The sequence below is a fragment of the Streptomyces sp. NRRL F-5123 genome, from assembly GCF_000721495.1.
Taxonomy (GTDB): domain Bacteria; phylum Actinomycetota; class Actinomycetes; order Streptomycetales; family Streptomycetaceae; genus Actinacidiphila.
Genome location: NZ_JOHY01000003.1, coordinates 26764 through 41841, shown reverse-complemented (window position 1 = coordinate 41841; position 15078 = coordinate 26764). Strand labels below are relative to the sequence as shown.

The 15078-nt window shown below is 74.9% G+C and carries 11 protein-coding genes; 4 read left to right on the top strand and 7 right to left on the bottom strand.

All coding sequences use genetic code 11. The features are described 5' to 3' along the window. Positions 1–8: 8 nt before the first annotated feature. From IH54_RS46050 to IH54_RS0103945, 3 genes are all read right to left on the bottom strand, one after another. A complete protein-coding gene (locus tag IH54_RS46050) occupies positions 9–185 on the bottom strand; it encodes a hypothetical protein (RefSeq protein ID WP_199923330.1) in 177 nt (58 codons plus the stop codon). Continuing rightward, entirely contained in the window at positions 182–1921 is a 1740-nt protein-coding gene (gene treZ / locus IH54_RS0103950; protein ID WP_031512858.1) for a malto-oligosyltrehalose trehalohydrolase, read from the bottom strand. The genes IH54_RS46050 and treZ overlap by 4 nt, the downstream gene beginning before the upstream one ends. Before the next feature lie 106 nt (positions 1922–2027). Continuing rightward, a complete protein-coding gene (locus IH54_RS0103945; protein ID WP_031512857.1) occupies positions 2028–3458 on the bottom strand; it encodes an FAD-dependent oxidoreductase in 1431 nt (476 codons plus the stop codon). Positions 3459–3544: 86 nt separating this feature from the next. On the opposite strand from IH54_RS0103945, the gene IH54_RS0103940 reads away from it, so the two are divergent. Further along, positions 3545–4417, top strand: coding sequence for a LysR family transcriptional regulator (locus IH54_RS0103940; protein WP_031512856.1), 873 nt, complete (start codon positions 3545–3547; stop codon positions 4415–4417). Positions 4418–4477: 60 nt separating this feature from the next. On the opposite strand, the gene IH54_RS0103935 is transcribed toward IH54_RS0103940, so the two are convergent. After that, positions 4478–5317 (bottom strand): helix-turn-helix transcriptional regulator, encoded by an 840-nt coding sequence (locus IH54_RS0103935; RefSeq protein WP_031512855.1) that lies wholly within the window; start codon positions 5315–5317, stop codon positions 4478–4480. A 155-nt stretch (positions 5318–5472) separates the two neighbouring features. On the opposite strand from IH54_RS0103935, the gene IH54_RS0103930 reads away from it, so the two are divergent. Further along, positions 5473–6246, top strand: coding sequence for an SDR family oxidoreductase (locus IH54_RS0103930; RefSeq protein ID WP_031512854.1), 774 nt, complete (start codon positions 5473–5475; stop codon positions 6244–6246). A gap of 15 nt (positions 6247–6261) precedes the next feature. Here the strand turns inward: IH54_RS0103930 and treY are convergent, their stop codons facing one another. Both treY and glgX read right to left on the bottom strand, forming a co-directional pair. Next, positions 6262–8718: a malto-oligosyltrehalose synthase gene (gene treY, locus IH54_RS0103925; protein ID WP_031512853.1), complete on the bottom strand. Its 2457-nt coding sequence runs from the start codon at positions 8716–8718 to the stop codon at positions 6262–6264. A 91-nt stretch (positions 8719–8809) separates the two neighbouring features. After that, a complete protein-coding gene (gene glgX, locus IH54_RS0103920; protein ID WP_031512852.1) occupies positions 8810–10957 on the bottom strand; it encodes a glycogen debranching protein GlgX in 2148 nt (715 codons plus the stop codon). A 329-nt stretch (positions 10958–11286) separates the two neighbouring features. Here glgX and IH54_RS0103915 point away from each other — a divergent pair, with 329 nt between their 5' ends. Further along, on the top strand, positions 11287–12507 hold the full coding sequence (locus IH54_RS0103915; RefSeq protein ID WP_052397047.1) for an SAV2148 family HEPN domain-containing protein: 1221 nt from the start codon (positions 11287–11289) through the stop codon (positions 12505–12507). Positions 12508–12629: 122 nt separating this feature from the next. Continuing rightward, complete coding sequence (locus IH54_RS0103910; protein ID WP_031512850.1) at positions 12630–13334, top strand: exonuclease domain-containing protein; 705 nt, start codon at positions 12630–12632, stop codon at positions 13332–13334. Positions 13335–13521: 187 nt separating this feature from the next. Here the strand turns inward: IH54_RS0103910 and IH54_RS0103905 are convergent, their stop codons facing one another. Beyond that, the gene (locus IH54_RS0103905) at positions 13522–15021 is read right to left on the bottom strand and encodes an MFS transporter (protein ID WP_078861921.1); all 1500 of its coding nucleotides are present in this window, start codon (positions 15019–15021) and stop codon (positions 13522–13524) included. Positions 15022–15078 lie beyond the last annotated feature (57 nt).

The window sequence follows — 15078 nt, the reverse complement described above, 5'->3', positions numbered from 1 at the left end:
GCCACCGGTCAGCCCGAGCAGGCCGTGCGCTGGGCCTCCTGCCACTCGCACACCGGGCAGTACGTCGCGCCCCGGGTGCTCGCGGGGTGCTCGGTCGGCTCGCCGCACAGCACGCAGTCCGCGCGCGGCTCGGCAGCCTCGTCGTCCTGAGGCGCTTCCACCGGCTGCTCCTGGGGTCGGGTCACCCGTCCACGGTATCGCCCGTCGTCCGCAGCACCGCGGCGCCCCGGGCGGGCAGCTGCACGGCGGGGCCCGGCAGCAGCTTGCACGCCGGGCGGGCGAGCACGACCTCGCAGGGGGTGTTGAGCGGCACCCGCGCGGGCGCGTCGGAGAAGTTGACGAGGACACGGAAGGGGCCGCGTGCGACCCGCAGCGTACGGCCGCCCGCCGTCGCCGCGACGGCGTCCAGCTGCGGGTCGGTCAGGGCGGGCTCGGCGCGGCGCAGCGCGATCAGCGCGCGGTACCACTCCAGCAGCTCGCGGTGCCCGTCCTTCCCCGGCTCCGCCCAGTCCAGGCACGAGCGGTCGCGGGTGGCCGGGTCCTGCGGGTCGGGCACGTCGAGCTCGGCCCAGCCGTGCGCGGCGAACTCGCGGCGCCTGCCCGCGGTGATGGCCGCGCCCAGCTCCGCGTCGTGGTGGTCGGTGAAGAACTGCCACGGGGTGCTCGCGCCCCACTCCTCGCCCATGAAGAGCATCGGGGTGAAGGGCGAGGTCAGCACGAGCGCCGCGGCGACACCGAGCGCCTGCGGCGCCAGCCGGTCGCCGGTGGCGCGGTTGCCGACCTGGTCGTGCGTCTGGGCGTAGCCGATCAGCCGGTGCCCGGGGAGGGTCGTCGGGTCGATCGGGCGGCCGTGGCGGCGGCCGCGGAAGGAGGAGTAGGTGCCGTCGTGGAAGAAGCCGCGGGTCAGCGTCCTGGCGACGGCGGCCGGGCCCGCGGCGGCGAAGTCTGCGTAGTAGCCCTGCGCCTCGCCCGTCACGGCGGCGTGCAGGGCGTGGTGGAAGTCGTCGTTCCACTGCGCGTGCAGGCCCTGGCCGCCCGCCTCGCGCGGGGCGGTGGTGCGCGGGTCGTTCAGGTCGGACTCGGCGATCAGGAACAGCGGGCGGCCGACCGCCGCCGACAGCCCGTCCACCGCGGTCGACAGCTCCTCCAGGAAATGCAGCGCGCGGGTGTCGACGAGCGCGTGCACCGCGTCCAGCCGCAGCCCGTCGAGGCGGTAGTCGCGCAGCCAGGCCAGGGCGCTGCCGACGAGGAAGGCGCGCACCTCGTCCGAGCCGGGCGCGTCCAGGTTCACCGCGTCGCCCCACGGTGTGTGGTGGCGGTCGGTGAAGTACGGGCCGAAGGCGGGCAGGTGGTTGCCGGACGGGCCGAGGTGGTTGTGGACGACGTCCAGCACGACACCGAGGCCGTGCCGGTGCGCCGCGTCGACAAAGCGCTTCATCGCCTCGGGCCCGCCGTACGGCTCGTGCACCGACCACAGCGACACCCCCTCGTAGCCCCAGCCGTTGGTGCCGGGGAAGGAGCACACCGGCATCAGCTGGACGTGCGTGATGCCGAGCCGGGCCAGGTGCGGCAGCCGCTCGACCGCGGCGTCGAAGGTGCCCTCGGGTGTGAAGGTGCCGACGTGCAGCTCGTAGAGCACCGCGCCGGGCAACCCGCGCCCGGGCCAGGGTGCCGACCAGCTGAAGGCGTCGTGGTCCACGACCGCGCTCGGCCCGTCGGGCCCGTCCGGCTGCCGTCGCGACCGCGGGTCGGGCAGCGGCGGACCGCCGTCCAGGACGTACGCGTAGCGGGTGCCCGCCGGTGCCGACAGCTCGGCCCGCCACCACCCGTCCCGCGCCGGGTCGGGGCCCAGCCGGTGCGTGCGTCCGCCGGCCACCACCTCCACCCGCTGGGCCTGGGGCGCCCACACTTCGAACAGCACGCACATCTCCCGTCCGCCGGCGACACTCGCGTCCCGCGCAGGATGCATGCCCGCGGGCCGGCCCGGATAGACGCGATTCACCCCCCTCCCGGGGCGGCGCCGCGGCTCAGGCGGTCTGGTGCAGGGCCCGTCCGCCGAGGGTCAGGAAGACCTCGCCGACCGCCTCCGAGAGGGTCGGGTGCGGGTGGACGTGGGCGGCGACGTCCGCCGGATCGGCCTCCCAGCCGACGATCAGTTGGCTCTCGGCGATCATCTCCGAGACGTGCGGTCCCACCAGGTGGACGCCGAGGACGGGGCCGCCCGCCGCCGCGACCACCTTCACGCTGCCGCCCCGGCCGTGCACCATGCCCTTGGCCACCGCGGTCAGCGGCATCGTGTTCACCACCACGTCGTGGCCGGCGTCCCGGGCCTGTCGCTCGGTCAGCCCCACCGCGGCCGTCTGCGGGCTGGAGTACGTCACGCGCGGCACCGCCGCGTAGTCCACCGGCCGCGGGCTCCGCCCGGCCAGCACCTCCGCCACCAGCAGGCCCTCCGCGAAGGACGCGTGCGCCAGGCCCGGTGAGGGCGGCGGCAGCAGGTCGCCCACCACATGGATGCCGGGTACCGCGGTCTCCAGCCGCGCCCAGTCGGCGGGCGGGACGAAGCCGCGCGCGTCCGCGGCCAGGCCCGCCGCGGCCAGGCCGAGCCCGTCCGTGACCGGCTCGCGGCCCACCGCCACCAGCAGCCTGTCCACGTCGTGGACGCGCGACTCGCCGCGCGCGGACAGCACCGTGACCCGCACCCCGCCGGCGTACGGCTCCGCGCCCGTCATCCGCGCGCCGGTGAGGATCTCCACGCCGCGCCTGCGCAGTCCCCGGCCGAGCTGCCGCGACACCTCGTCGTCCTCCAGCGGCAGCAACCGGTCGGCCGCCTCGACCAGCAGCACCCGGGCGCCCATCGAGCGGTGCAGCGACGCGTACTCCACGCCGATCGCACCGCCGCCCAGCACCAGCACGGACTTCGGCAGGCCCGGCGCGAACAGCGCGTCGTCGCTCGTCACGACCCGCCGCCCGTCCGGCGCGAGACCCGGCAGCAGCCGCGGGCGCGAGCCCGTCGCCAGGACGACGCCGCGCCGCGCGGTGTACGTCCGCCCGCCGGCGGCCACCGTGCGCGGCCCGGTCAGCCGCGCCTCGGCCCGCACCACGCGCACCCCGGCGTGCGCGAGGTGCCCCTCCACGCCGCGGTGGTTGCGGGCCACGATGTCGTCGCGGGTCGCGGTCAGCGCGGGCCAGTCCACCGAATCCAGCGTCGCCTTGACGCCCCACCGCTCGCGCGCCTCGGCGATGCCGTCGACCAGCTCGGCCGCGTGCAGCATCGCCTTGCTGGGGATGCAGCCGCGGTGCAGGCATGTGCCGCCGACCAGGTCCCGCTCGGCCAGCACCACGTCCAGGCCGAGGCCCGCGGCGCGCAGGGCCGTGCTGTAGCCGCCCGTGCCGCCGCCGATCACGATGACGTCCGCCGTGGTGGGCGCGGCGTCCGGAGTGTTCTCGCTCGTCATGCCGTCAGTCTCCGGCGGCCCCACGCCATGAGTCCAAGACATAATCTGCTGGCAGGTCATGCAGGACGTTCATGAGGAGGTCCCCGGTGAGCCTGCGGCAGATGGAGTATTTCGTCACCGTCGTCGAAGCCGACTCCTTCACCCGCGCGGCGGAGCAGCTGCACGTCACGCAGCCCGCCCTGTCGCACCAGATCAAGGCGCTCGAACGGCACGTCGGGGGGCCGCTGCTGGAGCGGCTGCCGCGCGGGGTGCGGCTCACGGCGATGGGCCGGGCCTTCCTGCCGCACGCCGAGTTCGCCGTGCGCAGCGCCGCGCAGGCGGAGCGGGCCGCGCGCGCCGCGGCGGGGGCCGAGGGCGGCGAGATCCATGTCGCCGCGGTCCACTCCGTCGCGGCCGGGCTGCTCCCGCCCGCCTTCGCCCGCTGGCGGCGCGACCACCCGGGCGTCCAGCTCGTGCTGCACGAGTACGCGCGGGACGCGGACCTGGACGACGCGATGGAGCGGGGCGTCGCGGACCTCGCCGTCGGGCACGGCGGGGACGGCGCCGCGGCGCGGGCGGTGATCGGCGAGGAGGAGGTCGTCGTCGTGCTCCCGCCGGGCGATCCGCTCGCCGGCGGCGGACCCGTGCCGCTCGCTGCGCTGGCCGGGCGGGACTGGGTGCGGTGCGCGATGGAGCCCGTGGTGGGCGGGCGGCCCTTCATCGATCTGGCCTGCGAACGCGCGGGGTTCGCACCCCGGGGCGCGGTGCGGACCGAGCACACGACGACGGCGGTCGCCATGGCCGCGGCCGGGGCGGGCGTCGTGGCGGTCCCCTCCTACGCGGTCCCGCCCGGCACCCCCGCGGTGTCCCTCACCCCGCCCTGGCGCCGCCCCCTTCACGCCTGGGGCCGCACCGCTTTCCCGGCGCCGGTCACCGAACTTGTTCTCCACCTCACCCATCCGGCGGGCTCGGCTCCGTGACGCTCCGGGCTGCCCCGCCCACCGCAAGAGGCCGGCCCGGAGCGCAAGGGCCCGCGGAGCTCAGGAGCGGATACCCCGCGGCGGAGCCGCCCAGCTCGCGAGGAGGGCGAGGCGGTCGGCGGTGGGGGAGCCGGGTGGGGCGGTGTACGCCACGAGGGTCTGGTCGGGCTCTCCCGGCAGCGCGAGGGTCTCGTACGAGAGGCGGAGCTCCCCGGCCACGGGGTGGTTGATGCGCTTGACCCCGTACGTCTTCTCGCGCACGAGGTGGTCGGCCCACAGCCGGCGGAAGGCCTCGCTCTTGAGCGAGAGTTCGCCGACCAGCGCGGTGAGCGCCGCGTCCTCGGGGTGGCGGCCGGCACCGAGCCGGAGGTAGGAGACGGTCTCCGCGGCGACCGCGGGCCACTCCGGGTAGAGCTCCGGAGCCTGCGGGTCCAGGAAGACGAGCCGCGGCATGTTGCGCCGCAGCGGCTCCGCGGCGAAGCCGTGCAGCGCGTCGCCGAGGGCGTTCCACGCCAGGACGTCCATACGGTGGCCGAGCACCATGGCGGGGCAGTCCGCCATCCGGTCGAGCAGCAGCTGCACCCCGGGCCGTACCCCGCCGGAGTGCACCGCCGCAGGGGCCGGGCCCCGTCCCGGACGGGCCAGCGCCAGCAGATGCGCGTGCTCCGTCGCGTCGAGCCGCAGCACGCGGGCGACCGCGTCCAGGACCGCGTCCGACACGTTCTTGCCGCGCCCCTGTTCGAGCCGTATGTAGTAGTCGACGCTCACCCCCGCGAGCTGTGCGACCTCCTCCCGGCGCAGCCCCGGCACGCGCCGCCGCCCGTACGGCGGCAGGCCGACGTCCTCCGGCTGGATCGCGGCCCGCCTGGACTGCAGGAACTCCCCGAGCGTGTTGTCCATGCCCCGGAGCCTAGTTGCATCCCCCGCGCCCGATCCTGGTACTGCCGGACCCAGGTACAGCGCAGCCCTGGGTGGACCCCGCGGCTCCCCGCACAGTGGATCCGTCAGCAGGACGAGCACCCGGCACACGGGTCACCTTCGGGGAGTCACCTCATATGAGCATCTACGGTTACGAGAGCCTCACCGGTCGCACCGCCGTCGTCACCGGCGCCGCCAGCGGGATGGGGGAGGCCACCGCGCGGCGGCTCGCCGCGCACGGAGTGCGGGTCGCGCTGCTCGCCCGGCGCGCCGAGCGGCTCGACGCGCTCGCCGGGAAGATCGCCGCGGACGGCGGCCAGGCGCTGGCCGTCACCGCCGACGTCACCGACGCGGCGTCGGTGCGGGCCGCGGCCGAGCGGGTACGGGACGCGTACGGGCCGGCCGACCTGGTGGTGAACTCCGCCGGGGTCATGCTGCCCAACCCGGTCGACGCCGGCCGCACCGACGAGTGGGCGCGGATGATCGACACCAACCTGGGCGGCGCGCTGCACGTCATCGACGCCTTCCGCGCCGACCTGCTCGCCGCCGCGGCCGAGGGCCGCCCCGCCGACCTGGTCAACGTCTCCTCGATCGGCGCCCACGTGGTCTTCCCGAACTACGCCGTCTACGGCGCCACGAAGGCCGCGCTGACCCAGCTGTCGGCGTCGCTGCGTACGGAGTTCGGGCCGCGCGGGGTGCGGGTCAGCAACGTCGAGCCGGGCCTGACCGACACCGAGCTGGGCAGCCACATCGACAACGCGGAGCTGTCGCAGGCGCTCGACGGCATGTTCCAGGCATTCGGGCAGGCGCTGACGGCCGACGACATCGCGGACCTGATCGCGTACACCACCAGCCGCCCGCGTCACGTCAACCTGCGGCAGCTCGTCGTCCTCCCGACCGTCCAGGCGTGACGGGGTGACGCCCGCTCACTCGCGGGTCAGCAGCTCCACGGGTGACTCCGCGAGCAGCTTCGCGAGCGGCACCCGGCCTTCGAAGGCCGCCCCGCTCAGCCGGCTGCGCCAGCGGCCCGGCGGCAGCGGAAGCACGGTCCCGCGCCAGCCGTGCGCCTCCTCCAGGCGGCGCGACAGCCGGGTCACCGCGGTGAGCGCGCCGCCGCCGCGGACGAAGGCCACGCAGTGCGCGGCGGCGGGGCCGTCGGCGGCGAGCGGGTCGTACGCGGCCTGCGGGCCGTACCACTGCGGGTTGTCGCGGCGCAGCCGCAGCGCCACCGCCGTCAGGCGCAGCTTGGCCTCGTCGCTGTGCCGCGGCGGGCGGCCGTCCAGCAGCTCGGCGAGGGTGCCGCGGGTGCCGAAGCGCTGCACACCGCCGGACAGCCCCGTCATCGGGGCCCGGTTGTCGGGGTCGACCAGGGTGTGCACCGGGAATTCGGTGCCCTGGTAGACGTCGGGCACCCCGGGCATCGTCAGGTGCAGCAGCGCCGCGCCCAGCGTGTTGGCCTCGGCGTACGGGTGCAGGCGCCCGGCGAACTCGCCGATGTCGTAGACCTGCGGCCCGCACGGGCCGTGCGCGACGAAGTCGGTGACCGCCCGCTCGTACCGCGCGTCCTGCTCGGTCCACGTGGTGTGCAGCCCCGCCTCACGGACGGCCTTCAGCAGCGCGGGTCCGAGCCGGTCGGGGTGGCAGAAGCCGAGGCCCAGGCCGGTCTGGTAGGCGGTGTACTGCACCTGCCGGTCGGGGGCGGGCGGGCAGGACAGCTGCGCCTCGCGGGCGTCGCGCTCCGCCATCCACGAGGCCCACGCCTCCGGCATCTCCGAGAGGACCGCGAGCCGCAGCCGCAGGTCCGCGCTGCGCTTGGTGTCGTGCGTGGACAGCGCGGTGCCGGTCGCGGGCCGCTCGCGCAGCAGGCTCGCGCAGAAGGCGTGGAATTCGGCGGGCGAGGTCGCCGGGGCGGCGGGGTCGCGGCCGACCTCGCACAGCGGCAGCAGCGGGGTGTAGCGGTAGAAGGCGGTGTCCTCCACGGACTTGGCGTGCAGCGCGGAGGCGACCTGCGCGAAGCGCACCGCGAAGTCCGCGGCGTCCGCGCCCTCGCCGCCCGGCGCGGGGCGGGCCAGCGCGAGGTCGCGGACGAACTCCACCGCGCCGCGAAGGCCCGGCGCGGCCTCGGCGGCCCCGCGCGCCGCCCGCTCCAGCATCGCCTCGTCCCGCGCGGAGGCGGGCCCGCCGGGCGGCACGTACGGGCGGTAGACCGGCACCCGCACGAGCAGCTCGCGGATCGCGTCGTCCAGCACCTCGCGCCGGTAGGGCTGCGCGCCGGGGACGGCCGCACGGGCGCGTTCCGCGGCGCGGCGCAGCCGGGCGACCTCGGCGGCCAGGTCGTGGGTGACGACCCGGTAGGCGGCCCGCCGAGCGGTCGGTGCCCAGCGGCCGCCGCGGTCGTCGTCGGCGCCGGTGTAGGAGCGGTGGAACTCCGCGAGCCGCTCGACACCCGCCGGGTCGGTGAACAGGCCGTCGATCCGGTCGAGCGCGTCGTAGCCGGTGGTCCCGGCGCAGGCCCAGTCCGCGGGCAGCGGCTCGTCCCGCTGCAGGATCTTCTCCACGACCGTCCACCGCCCGCCGCTCGCCTCCGCGAGCCTGCGCAGATAGCCCGCCGGGTCGGCCAGGCCGTCCGGGTGGTCGACGCGCAGCCCGTCCACGACGCCGTCGCGCAGCAGCCGCAGCACCGTGGCGTGCGTGGCCGCGAAGACCTCGGGGCGCTCGACCCGCACCGCGATCAGGTCGGAGATGGTGAAGAAGCGGCGGTAGTTCAGCTGGGTGCGGGCGGTGCGCCAGTAGGCCAGCCGATACCACTGGGCGTCCAGCAGCTCCGGCAGCGGCAGCTCCTGCGTGCCGGGGCGCAGGGGGAAGCGGTGGTCGTAGTAGGCCAGGACGGTGCCGCCCGCGGCCTTGTCGCGGACCACCGCCAGCTTGTCCGCCGCGTCGGGCAGCGGCTCGCCCAGCACCGGCAGCAGCAGCCGGCCGCCGAGCGCGGCCCAGTCGATGTCGAACCAGTCCGCGTACGGCGACTGAGGGCCGTCGCGCAGCACCGCCCACAGCGGGCTGTTCAGATGCTCGGGGACCGGGACGGCCATGTGGTTCGGGACGATGTCCAGGACCAGGCCGAGGCCGTGCTCGCGGGCCGTGCGGGACAGCTCCCGCAGGCCCTGCTCCCCGCCCAGTTCGGCGCGCACCCGGGTGTGGTCGACGACGTCGTAGCCGTGCCCGGACCCCGGCACCGCCTCCAGCACCGGCGAGAGGTGCAGATGGCTGACGCCGAGGTCCTTCAGGTACGGGACGGCCTGCGCGGCCTGCGCGAACGTGAAACCGGGCTGTACCTGGAGCCGGTACGTGGCGCTCGGCGGCGGCGCCGCAGCCGTATGGGTCATGCTCACCCTTCTACCCGGGATCCGCCCGTCCTGCCCCTTGAGCCGCCACCCCGGACCTCCCACGACGAGAGGGAAGGTCCCGGCCGGCTGGTCAGTCCGCCGGGCGCTGGAGGACGACGAGGCTGCGGTCCGCCAGCAGGATGCGGTCGCCCGCGGCGACCCGCTCGCCCGTGCCCGGCGGGACGCCGTCCGGGCGTTCCGTGTCGACGATGAGCTGCCATTCCTTGCCGTGGTGGGCGGGGACCTGGAATTCCTGGGCGCTGGGGGCCGCGTTGAACATCAGGAGGAAGGAGTCGTCGGTCACCCGTTCGCCGCGCGGGCCCGGCTCGGAGATCGCGTTGCCGTTGAGGAAGACGACCAGCGAGCGGGCGTGCGCGGCCTGCCATTCGCGCTGGGTCATCTGGGTGCCTTCCGCGGTGAACCACGCGATGTCGGAGAGCTCGTCGTGGGTGCCCTCCACGGGGCGCCCGTGGAAGAAGCGGCGGCGGCGGAAGACGGCGTGGTCGCGGCGCAGCCACACCATCCGCCGCACGAACTCGTGCATCCGGTGCGCCTCGTCCGTCTCCTTGTTCTCGGCGGCACTGCCCGCCTTGCCGGGCCAGGCGATCCAGGCCAGCTCGTTGTCCTGGCAGTACGCGTTGTTGTTGCCGCGCTGCGTGCGGCCGAACTCGTCGCCGTGCGAGAGCATCGGCACGCCCTGCGAGAGCATGAGCGTCGCGACGAAGTTGCGCATCTGCCGCTGCCGCAGCGCGTTGACGCGGCGGTCGTCGGTGGGCCCCTCGGCGCCGCAGTTCCAGGAACGGTTGAAGCTCTCGCCGTCGCTGTTGTTCTCGCCGTTGGCCTCGTTGTGCTTCTCGTCGTACGAGACCAGGTCGCGCAGCGTGAAGCCGTCGTGGCAGGTGACGAAGTTGATGGAGGCCAGCGGGCGGCGCCCGTCGTCCTGGTAGAGGTCGGAGGAGCCGGTGAGCCGGGAGCCGAACTCGGCGAGCGTCGCGCTCTCGCCGCGCCACAGGTCGCGTACGGTGTCGCGGAATTTGCCGTTCCACTCCGTCCACAGCGGCGGGAAGTTGCCGACCTGGTAGCCGCCCTCGCCGACGTCCCACGGCTCGGCGATCAGCTTGACCTGGGAGACCACCGGGTCCTGCTGGACCAGGTCGAAGAACGACGACAGCCGGTCGACCTCGTGGAACTGCCGGGCCAGCGTCGCGGCGAGGTCGAAGCGGAAGCCGTCGACGTGCATCTCGGTGACCCAGTAGCGCAGCGAGTCCATGATCAGCTGGAGCACGTGCGGGCTGCGCATCAGCAGCGAATTCCCGGTGCCGGTGGTGTCCATGTAGTAGCGCCGGTTGTCGGCGAGCCGGTAGTAGGAGGCGTTGTCCAGGCCGCGCAGCGACAGCGTGGGCCCGAGGTGGCTGCCCTCCGCGGTGTGGTTGTAGACCACGTCGAGGATGACCTCGATGCCCGCCCGGTGCAGCGCGCGCACCGCGGTCTTGAACTCCAGCACCTGCTGCCCGCGGTCACCCAGCGAGCAGTACGCGTGGTGCGGCGCGAAGAACCCGATCGTGTTGTAACCCCAGTAGTTCGCCAGCCCCGCGTCGACCAGTCGGTGGTCCTGGATGAACTGGTGCACCGGCATCAGCTCCAGGGTCGTCACGCCGAGTTCCACCAGATGGCCGATCACGGCCGGGTGCGCGAGGGCCGCGTACGTGCCGCGGATCTCCTCCGGCAGGCCCGGATGGGTCATCGTCAGGCCCTTGACGTGGGCCTCGTAGATGACGGTGCGGTGGTAGTCGATGCGCGGCGGCCGGTCGTCGGCCCAGTCGAAGTACGGGTTCACCACGACCGAGGACATGGTGTGCGGGGCCGAGTCGAGGTCGTTGCGCGAGTCGGGCTGGCCGAAGCGGTAGCCGTACACCGCCTCGTCCCAGTCGATCTCGCCGCTCATCGCCTTGGCGTACGGGTCGAGCAGCAGCTTCGCGGAGTTGCAGCGGTCGCCGCGGGCCGGCTCGTACGGGCCGTGCACCCGGAAGCCGTACCGCTGGCCCGGCATCACCCCGGGGAGGTACGCGTGCCGGACGAAGGCGTCCGCCTCGCGCAGCTCCACGGCGGTCTCCGAGCCGTCGTCGTGCAGCAGGCACAGCTCGATGCGCGAGGCCACCTCGGAGAAGACGGCGAAGTTGGTGCCCGCCCCGTCGAAGGTCGCTCCGAGGGGGTAGGACTGACCCGGCCAGACTTGCATGTCGAGACTCTTCCGTTCTGTCCGTTTTCCCGGCCGGGCAGGCGCGCCCGGCCACCTGGTCCTCGTACCCCGCGGTCCTTCCCGGCTGCGGTGGCGGTGGCGATGCGGTTGACTGTGTGCGGTGCGGTGCGGTGACGAAGCGTCATCTTCGCATCCCGTCCCACCTGAGGGTGACACAGCCACAACCGGCTGCGACCGTACGAGTGATGGGGTTGTCCGGTAGTAGTCAAGTAGGGTCGATACTGCTGCGACGGCCCCCGCACCGCAGTACCCTTCCTTGATCGTGGACGGGGGTGGGAGGCGGTGAAGTGGTGACGTCCGGAGGTCTGATGCTCCCGGGAGGCGGTGAGCAGGGTGACCGGCAGGACACCACTGTGGAGGACGGGCCGGCCGCGGTCACCCTCGCCCAGCCCATGGAGATCGGAGCGGAACTCGACTGGGGTGCCGACGCCTGGGCGGAGGTCCGCACCCGCGCCCGGCGCGCCGGCCGCGCCTACGTGTGGCTGAACCTGGTCGAGCAGCGGCTGCGGGCCGTCGTCAACGCGGTGCTGCGGCCGATCTACGAGCCCGTGCACGGCGAGGAGTGGGTCGTCGCCGCCGCGGGCCCGGCCGGGCACGAATGGGTGCAGCGGGCCGTGGCCGTCCACGAGGTCAGCCGCCGCAAGGGCTACCTGCTCGACCCGGCCGACGACAACGTCCTGAGCTTTCTGACCCTGCCGCAGTTGCGCGAGCTGGTCGTCCAGCACTGGCCGTGCTTCGAGCCCTACTTCGACGACCGCCGCGACCTCGAACTCGCCCTCGACGAGCTGGAGGTGGCCCGGCACGTCGTCTCCCGCAACCGGGCCCTGTCGCGCACCGTCCTGGACCAGGCCGAGCGGGCGTGCGCCCGGCTGCTGGAGCTGCTCGGCGCCGGCACGGGGCGCGCCGCCGCGCAGCGGCTGCCGGTGGACGCCGTGGAGGAGCTGGTCGCCGACCGCTTCTCGGACGTCGTCGGGGTCTACGCCGACCGGGTGCGTCTGCAGCGGCAGCTGCCCGTCGAGGACCTCTTCGCCGGGGCGCGGCGGCTGGACGCGGTGGGCATCGGCCTCAACCTGCTGGTGCAGAACTACTCCGGACGGCGGCTCATCCGGCTCGCCGAGGACGGCTGCCGGGTGCGGCTGCTCTTCCTCAACCCCGCGAGCAGCGCGGTGCGCCGCCGGGAGCGGGAACTCGGCCTCGGGCGCGGCGAGATGGCCCGCTCGGTCGAGATGAACATCATGCACATGCGCCGGGTGCGCTCCCGGCTGCGCGACCCCGGCGCCTTCGAGATCCAGGTCTTCGACGAGACCCCGCGCTTCACCGCCTACCTCGTCGACGGGGACAGCGGCGACGGCCTCGCCGTCGTCCAGTCCTACCTGCGGCGGGCCCGCGGCATGGAGGTGCCGGTGATGGTGCTGCGCGGCCGGTCGCGCCGGGTCGTCGCCGACGACCGGTCCTTCGAGGCCGGGCTCTTCGACGTCTACCGCGAGGAGTTCGAGGGCATCTGGGCCGACGCCCGGCCCGTCTCCTGAGCCCCGCCCGTACCACGCCCGGACGGCGCCGTCCGGTGCGGGCGGGCGGGGGAGTGTCAGTGGGGCACGCGATGATGGCAGGGCACACCGGGGGACAACGGGGCGGGAAGGGGACTTTCGCCATGGCTTGGCATGAGGATCTGCTGGTCGGCTTCGACCTGGAGACCACGGGGACGGATCCGCGGCAGGCGCGTATCGTCACCGCGGCGCTCACCGAGGTGAAGGACGGCCAGCCGGTGCGGCACCGCGCCTGGCTCGCGGACCCCGGGGTGCCGATACCGCCGGAGACCACGGCCATCCACGGGGTAAGCACGGCCCGCGCCGTCGCCGAGGGCCGCCCCGCGCCGGAGGTGGCCGCCGAGGTCGCCGACGCGATCCGGGGCTTCTGGGCCGCGCAGGTCCCGGTGGTCGTCTACAACGCGCCCTTCGACCTCTCCCTGCTGGACGCCGAGTTGCGGCGGTACGCGCTGCCGCCGCTGGTCGCGCCGGGCGGGCGGCCGGGCCCGGTGGTGGATCCGCTCGTCATCGACCGCGCCCTGGACCGCTACCGCCGCGGCAAGCGCACCCTGGAGGCCGCCTGCGCGGTCTACGGGGTGACGCTGGACGACGCGCACGACGCGGGCGCCGACGCCCTCGCCGCCGTCCGTGTCGCCCGCGCCCTCGCCGTCCGCTTCCCGGAGGCCGCCGACGCCGACCTGTGGGAGCTCCAGCACGCGCAGAGCGGCTGGTACGCGGCATGGGCCGAGGACTTCACGGCGTGGCTGCGCCGCCGGGACGCCGCGGCCGCCGCGATCCCCGGGGAGTGGCCGCTGCACATGGCAGCCTGAGCGGCGCGTTCCGCAGGGGGCGTCCTGCGCCGCGGCGGCCACCGGCGGCCGGCTGCCCCGGGGAAGCGCTCCGGGCCCTGCGACGGGTTCCGCGGCGGGCGTGGTGCGGTGCGCGGGGGCCGTCCGCCGGTCCCCGGCGGGCGCGGCGTGGTGCGCAGGGGCCGTCCGCCGGTCCCCGGCGGGGCGGTCAGCCGGCGGTGGGCGCCGCGTCGTCGGCCGGGCCGGTGGTGGCGGGGCGCGGTCCGGGATTCCCCGCCGGTACGTCCCCGGTGCCGCCCTCCGCCGCCGCGTCCGGTTCCGGGAGCGGGCCGACGGCCAGCAGCGCCACCACCACGCCGAGCGCGGCCAGGCCCGCGGCCCCCAGGAAGGCGCTGTGGAAGCCCGCGTTGAGCGCGTCCGCGGGGCTGCCGCCGCGGTGGTGGGACGCCCGCGAGTTGGCGACCGCGGCCAGCACCGCCACGCCCAGGCCCGCGCCGAGCCGCTGCGCGGTGTTGACCACACCGGAGACGACACCCGTCTCGGCGGGGCCCGCCGCGCGCATGGCGGGCAGCGTGGAGCCCACGAAGCACGCGGGCAGCGCGACGGCGAAGACCAGCGCGGCGGGCAGGAAGTCCGTCACGTAGTCGGCGTGCGCCGGGATCCGGGAGAGCAGCAGCAGTGCCACCGTCAGCAGCGCCGTCCCGCCGGCCAGCACCACCCGCGGCCCCGCGGCCTTCAGGACCCGCGGCAGCACCAGCCGGGCCACCGGGATGGCCGCGAGCGCCAGCGGCAGCACCGCGAGACCCGAGGCGGCGGCCGAGTAGCCGTGCACCTCCTGGAAGTACAGCGACAGGAAGACGAAGACCGGCACATGCGCGGCGCCGACCAGGAAGTTGGCCAGCACCGAGCCGGTGATGTTGCGCACCCGGAAGATCCGGAAGGGCAGCACCGGCGTCCTCGCCCGCCGCTCCACGACCACGAAGGCCACCCCGAGCAGCACCGCGAGCCCGGCCAGCATCCGGTGCGGGGCGTCCAGCGAGCCCTCGGCGCCCTTGGTCGCCACGTACACCAGCAGCAGCAGGCTCGCGGTGCCGGTCACCATGCCCGGCAGGTCGAGTTCGCGGCGCCGCACCGCCCGCAGGTCGATGCCGTCGGGCGGCAGCAGCGGGCCGCTCGCCAGCAGGCCCAGCACCCCGATCGGCACGTTGACCAGGAAGACCCAGCGCCAGCCGAGCCCCGAGACGATCACCCCGCCGACCGCGACCCCGGTCGCCGCGCCGACCGCGCCCATCGCGCTCCACACCCCGAACGCCCGCCGGTACGCCTCCGGCTCGGTGAACACCGCGGTGAGCAGGGCGAGTTCGGCGGGGATCAGGATCGCGGCGCCGATCCCCTGCACCGCGCGTGCGGCGATCAGCTCGGTGCCGTTGCCGGCGAGGCCGGCGAGCAGCGAGGCCGCGGTGAAGACCGCGAGCCCGGTGCGGAACATCAGCCGCCGGCCGAGCCGGTCGGTGCTGCGGCCGGCGCCCAGCTGGAAGCCGCCGAAGGTCACCTGGTAGGCGCTGCTGACCCAGACGAGGGTGGCCACACTCAGGGTGAGTGCGGTGGCGATGTCGGGCATCGCCAGGTTGGTGACGGACGAGTCCAGAAAGACGATCAGCTCGACGCCGGTCAGGAGCAGCAACTGTGCTGCGGGTTTTTTGGGCATGACGGATCCCCTCTCCCGTGCCCCCGGTCGGCCCGGGGGCGGGCCCGGCCTTAATCT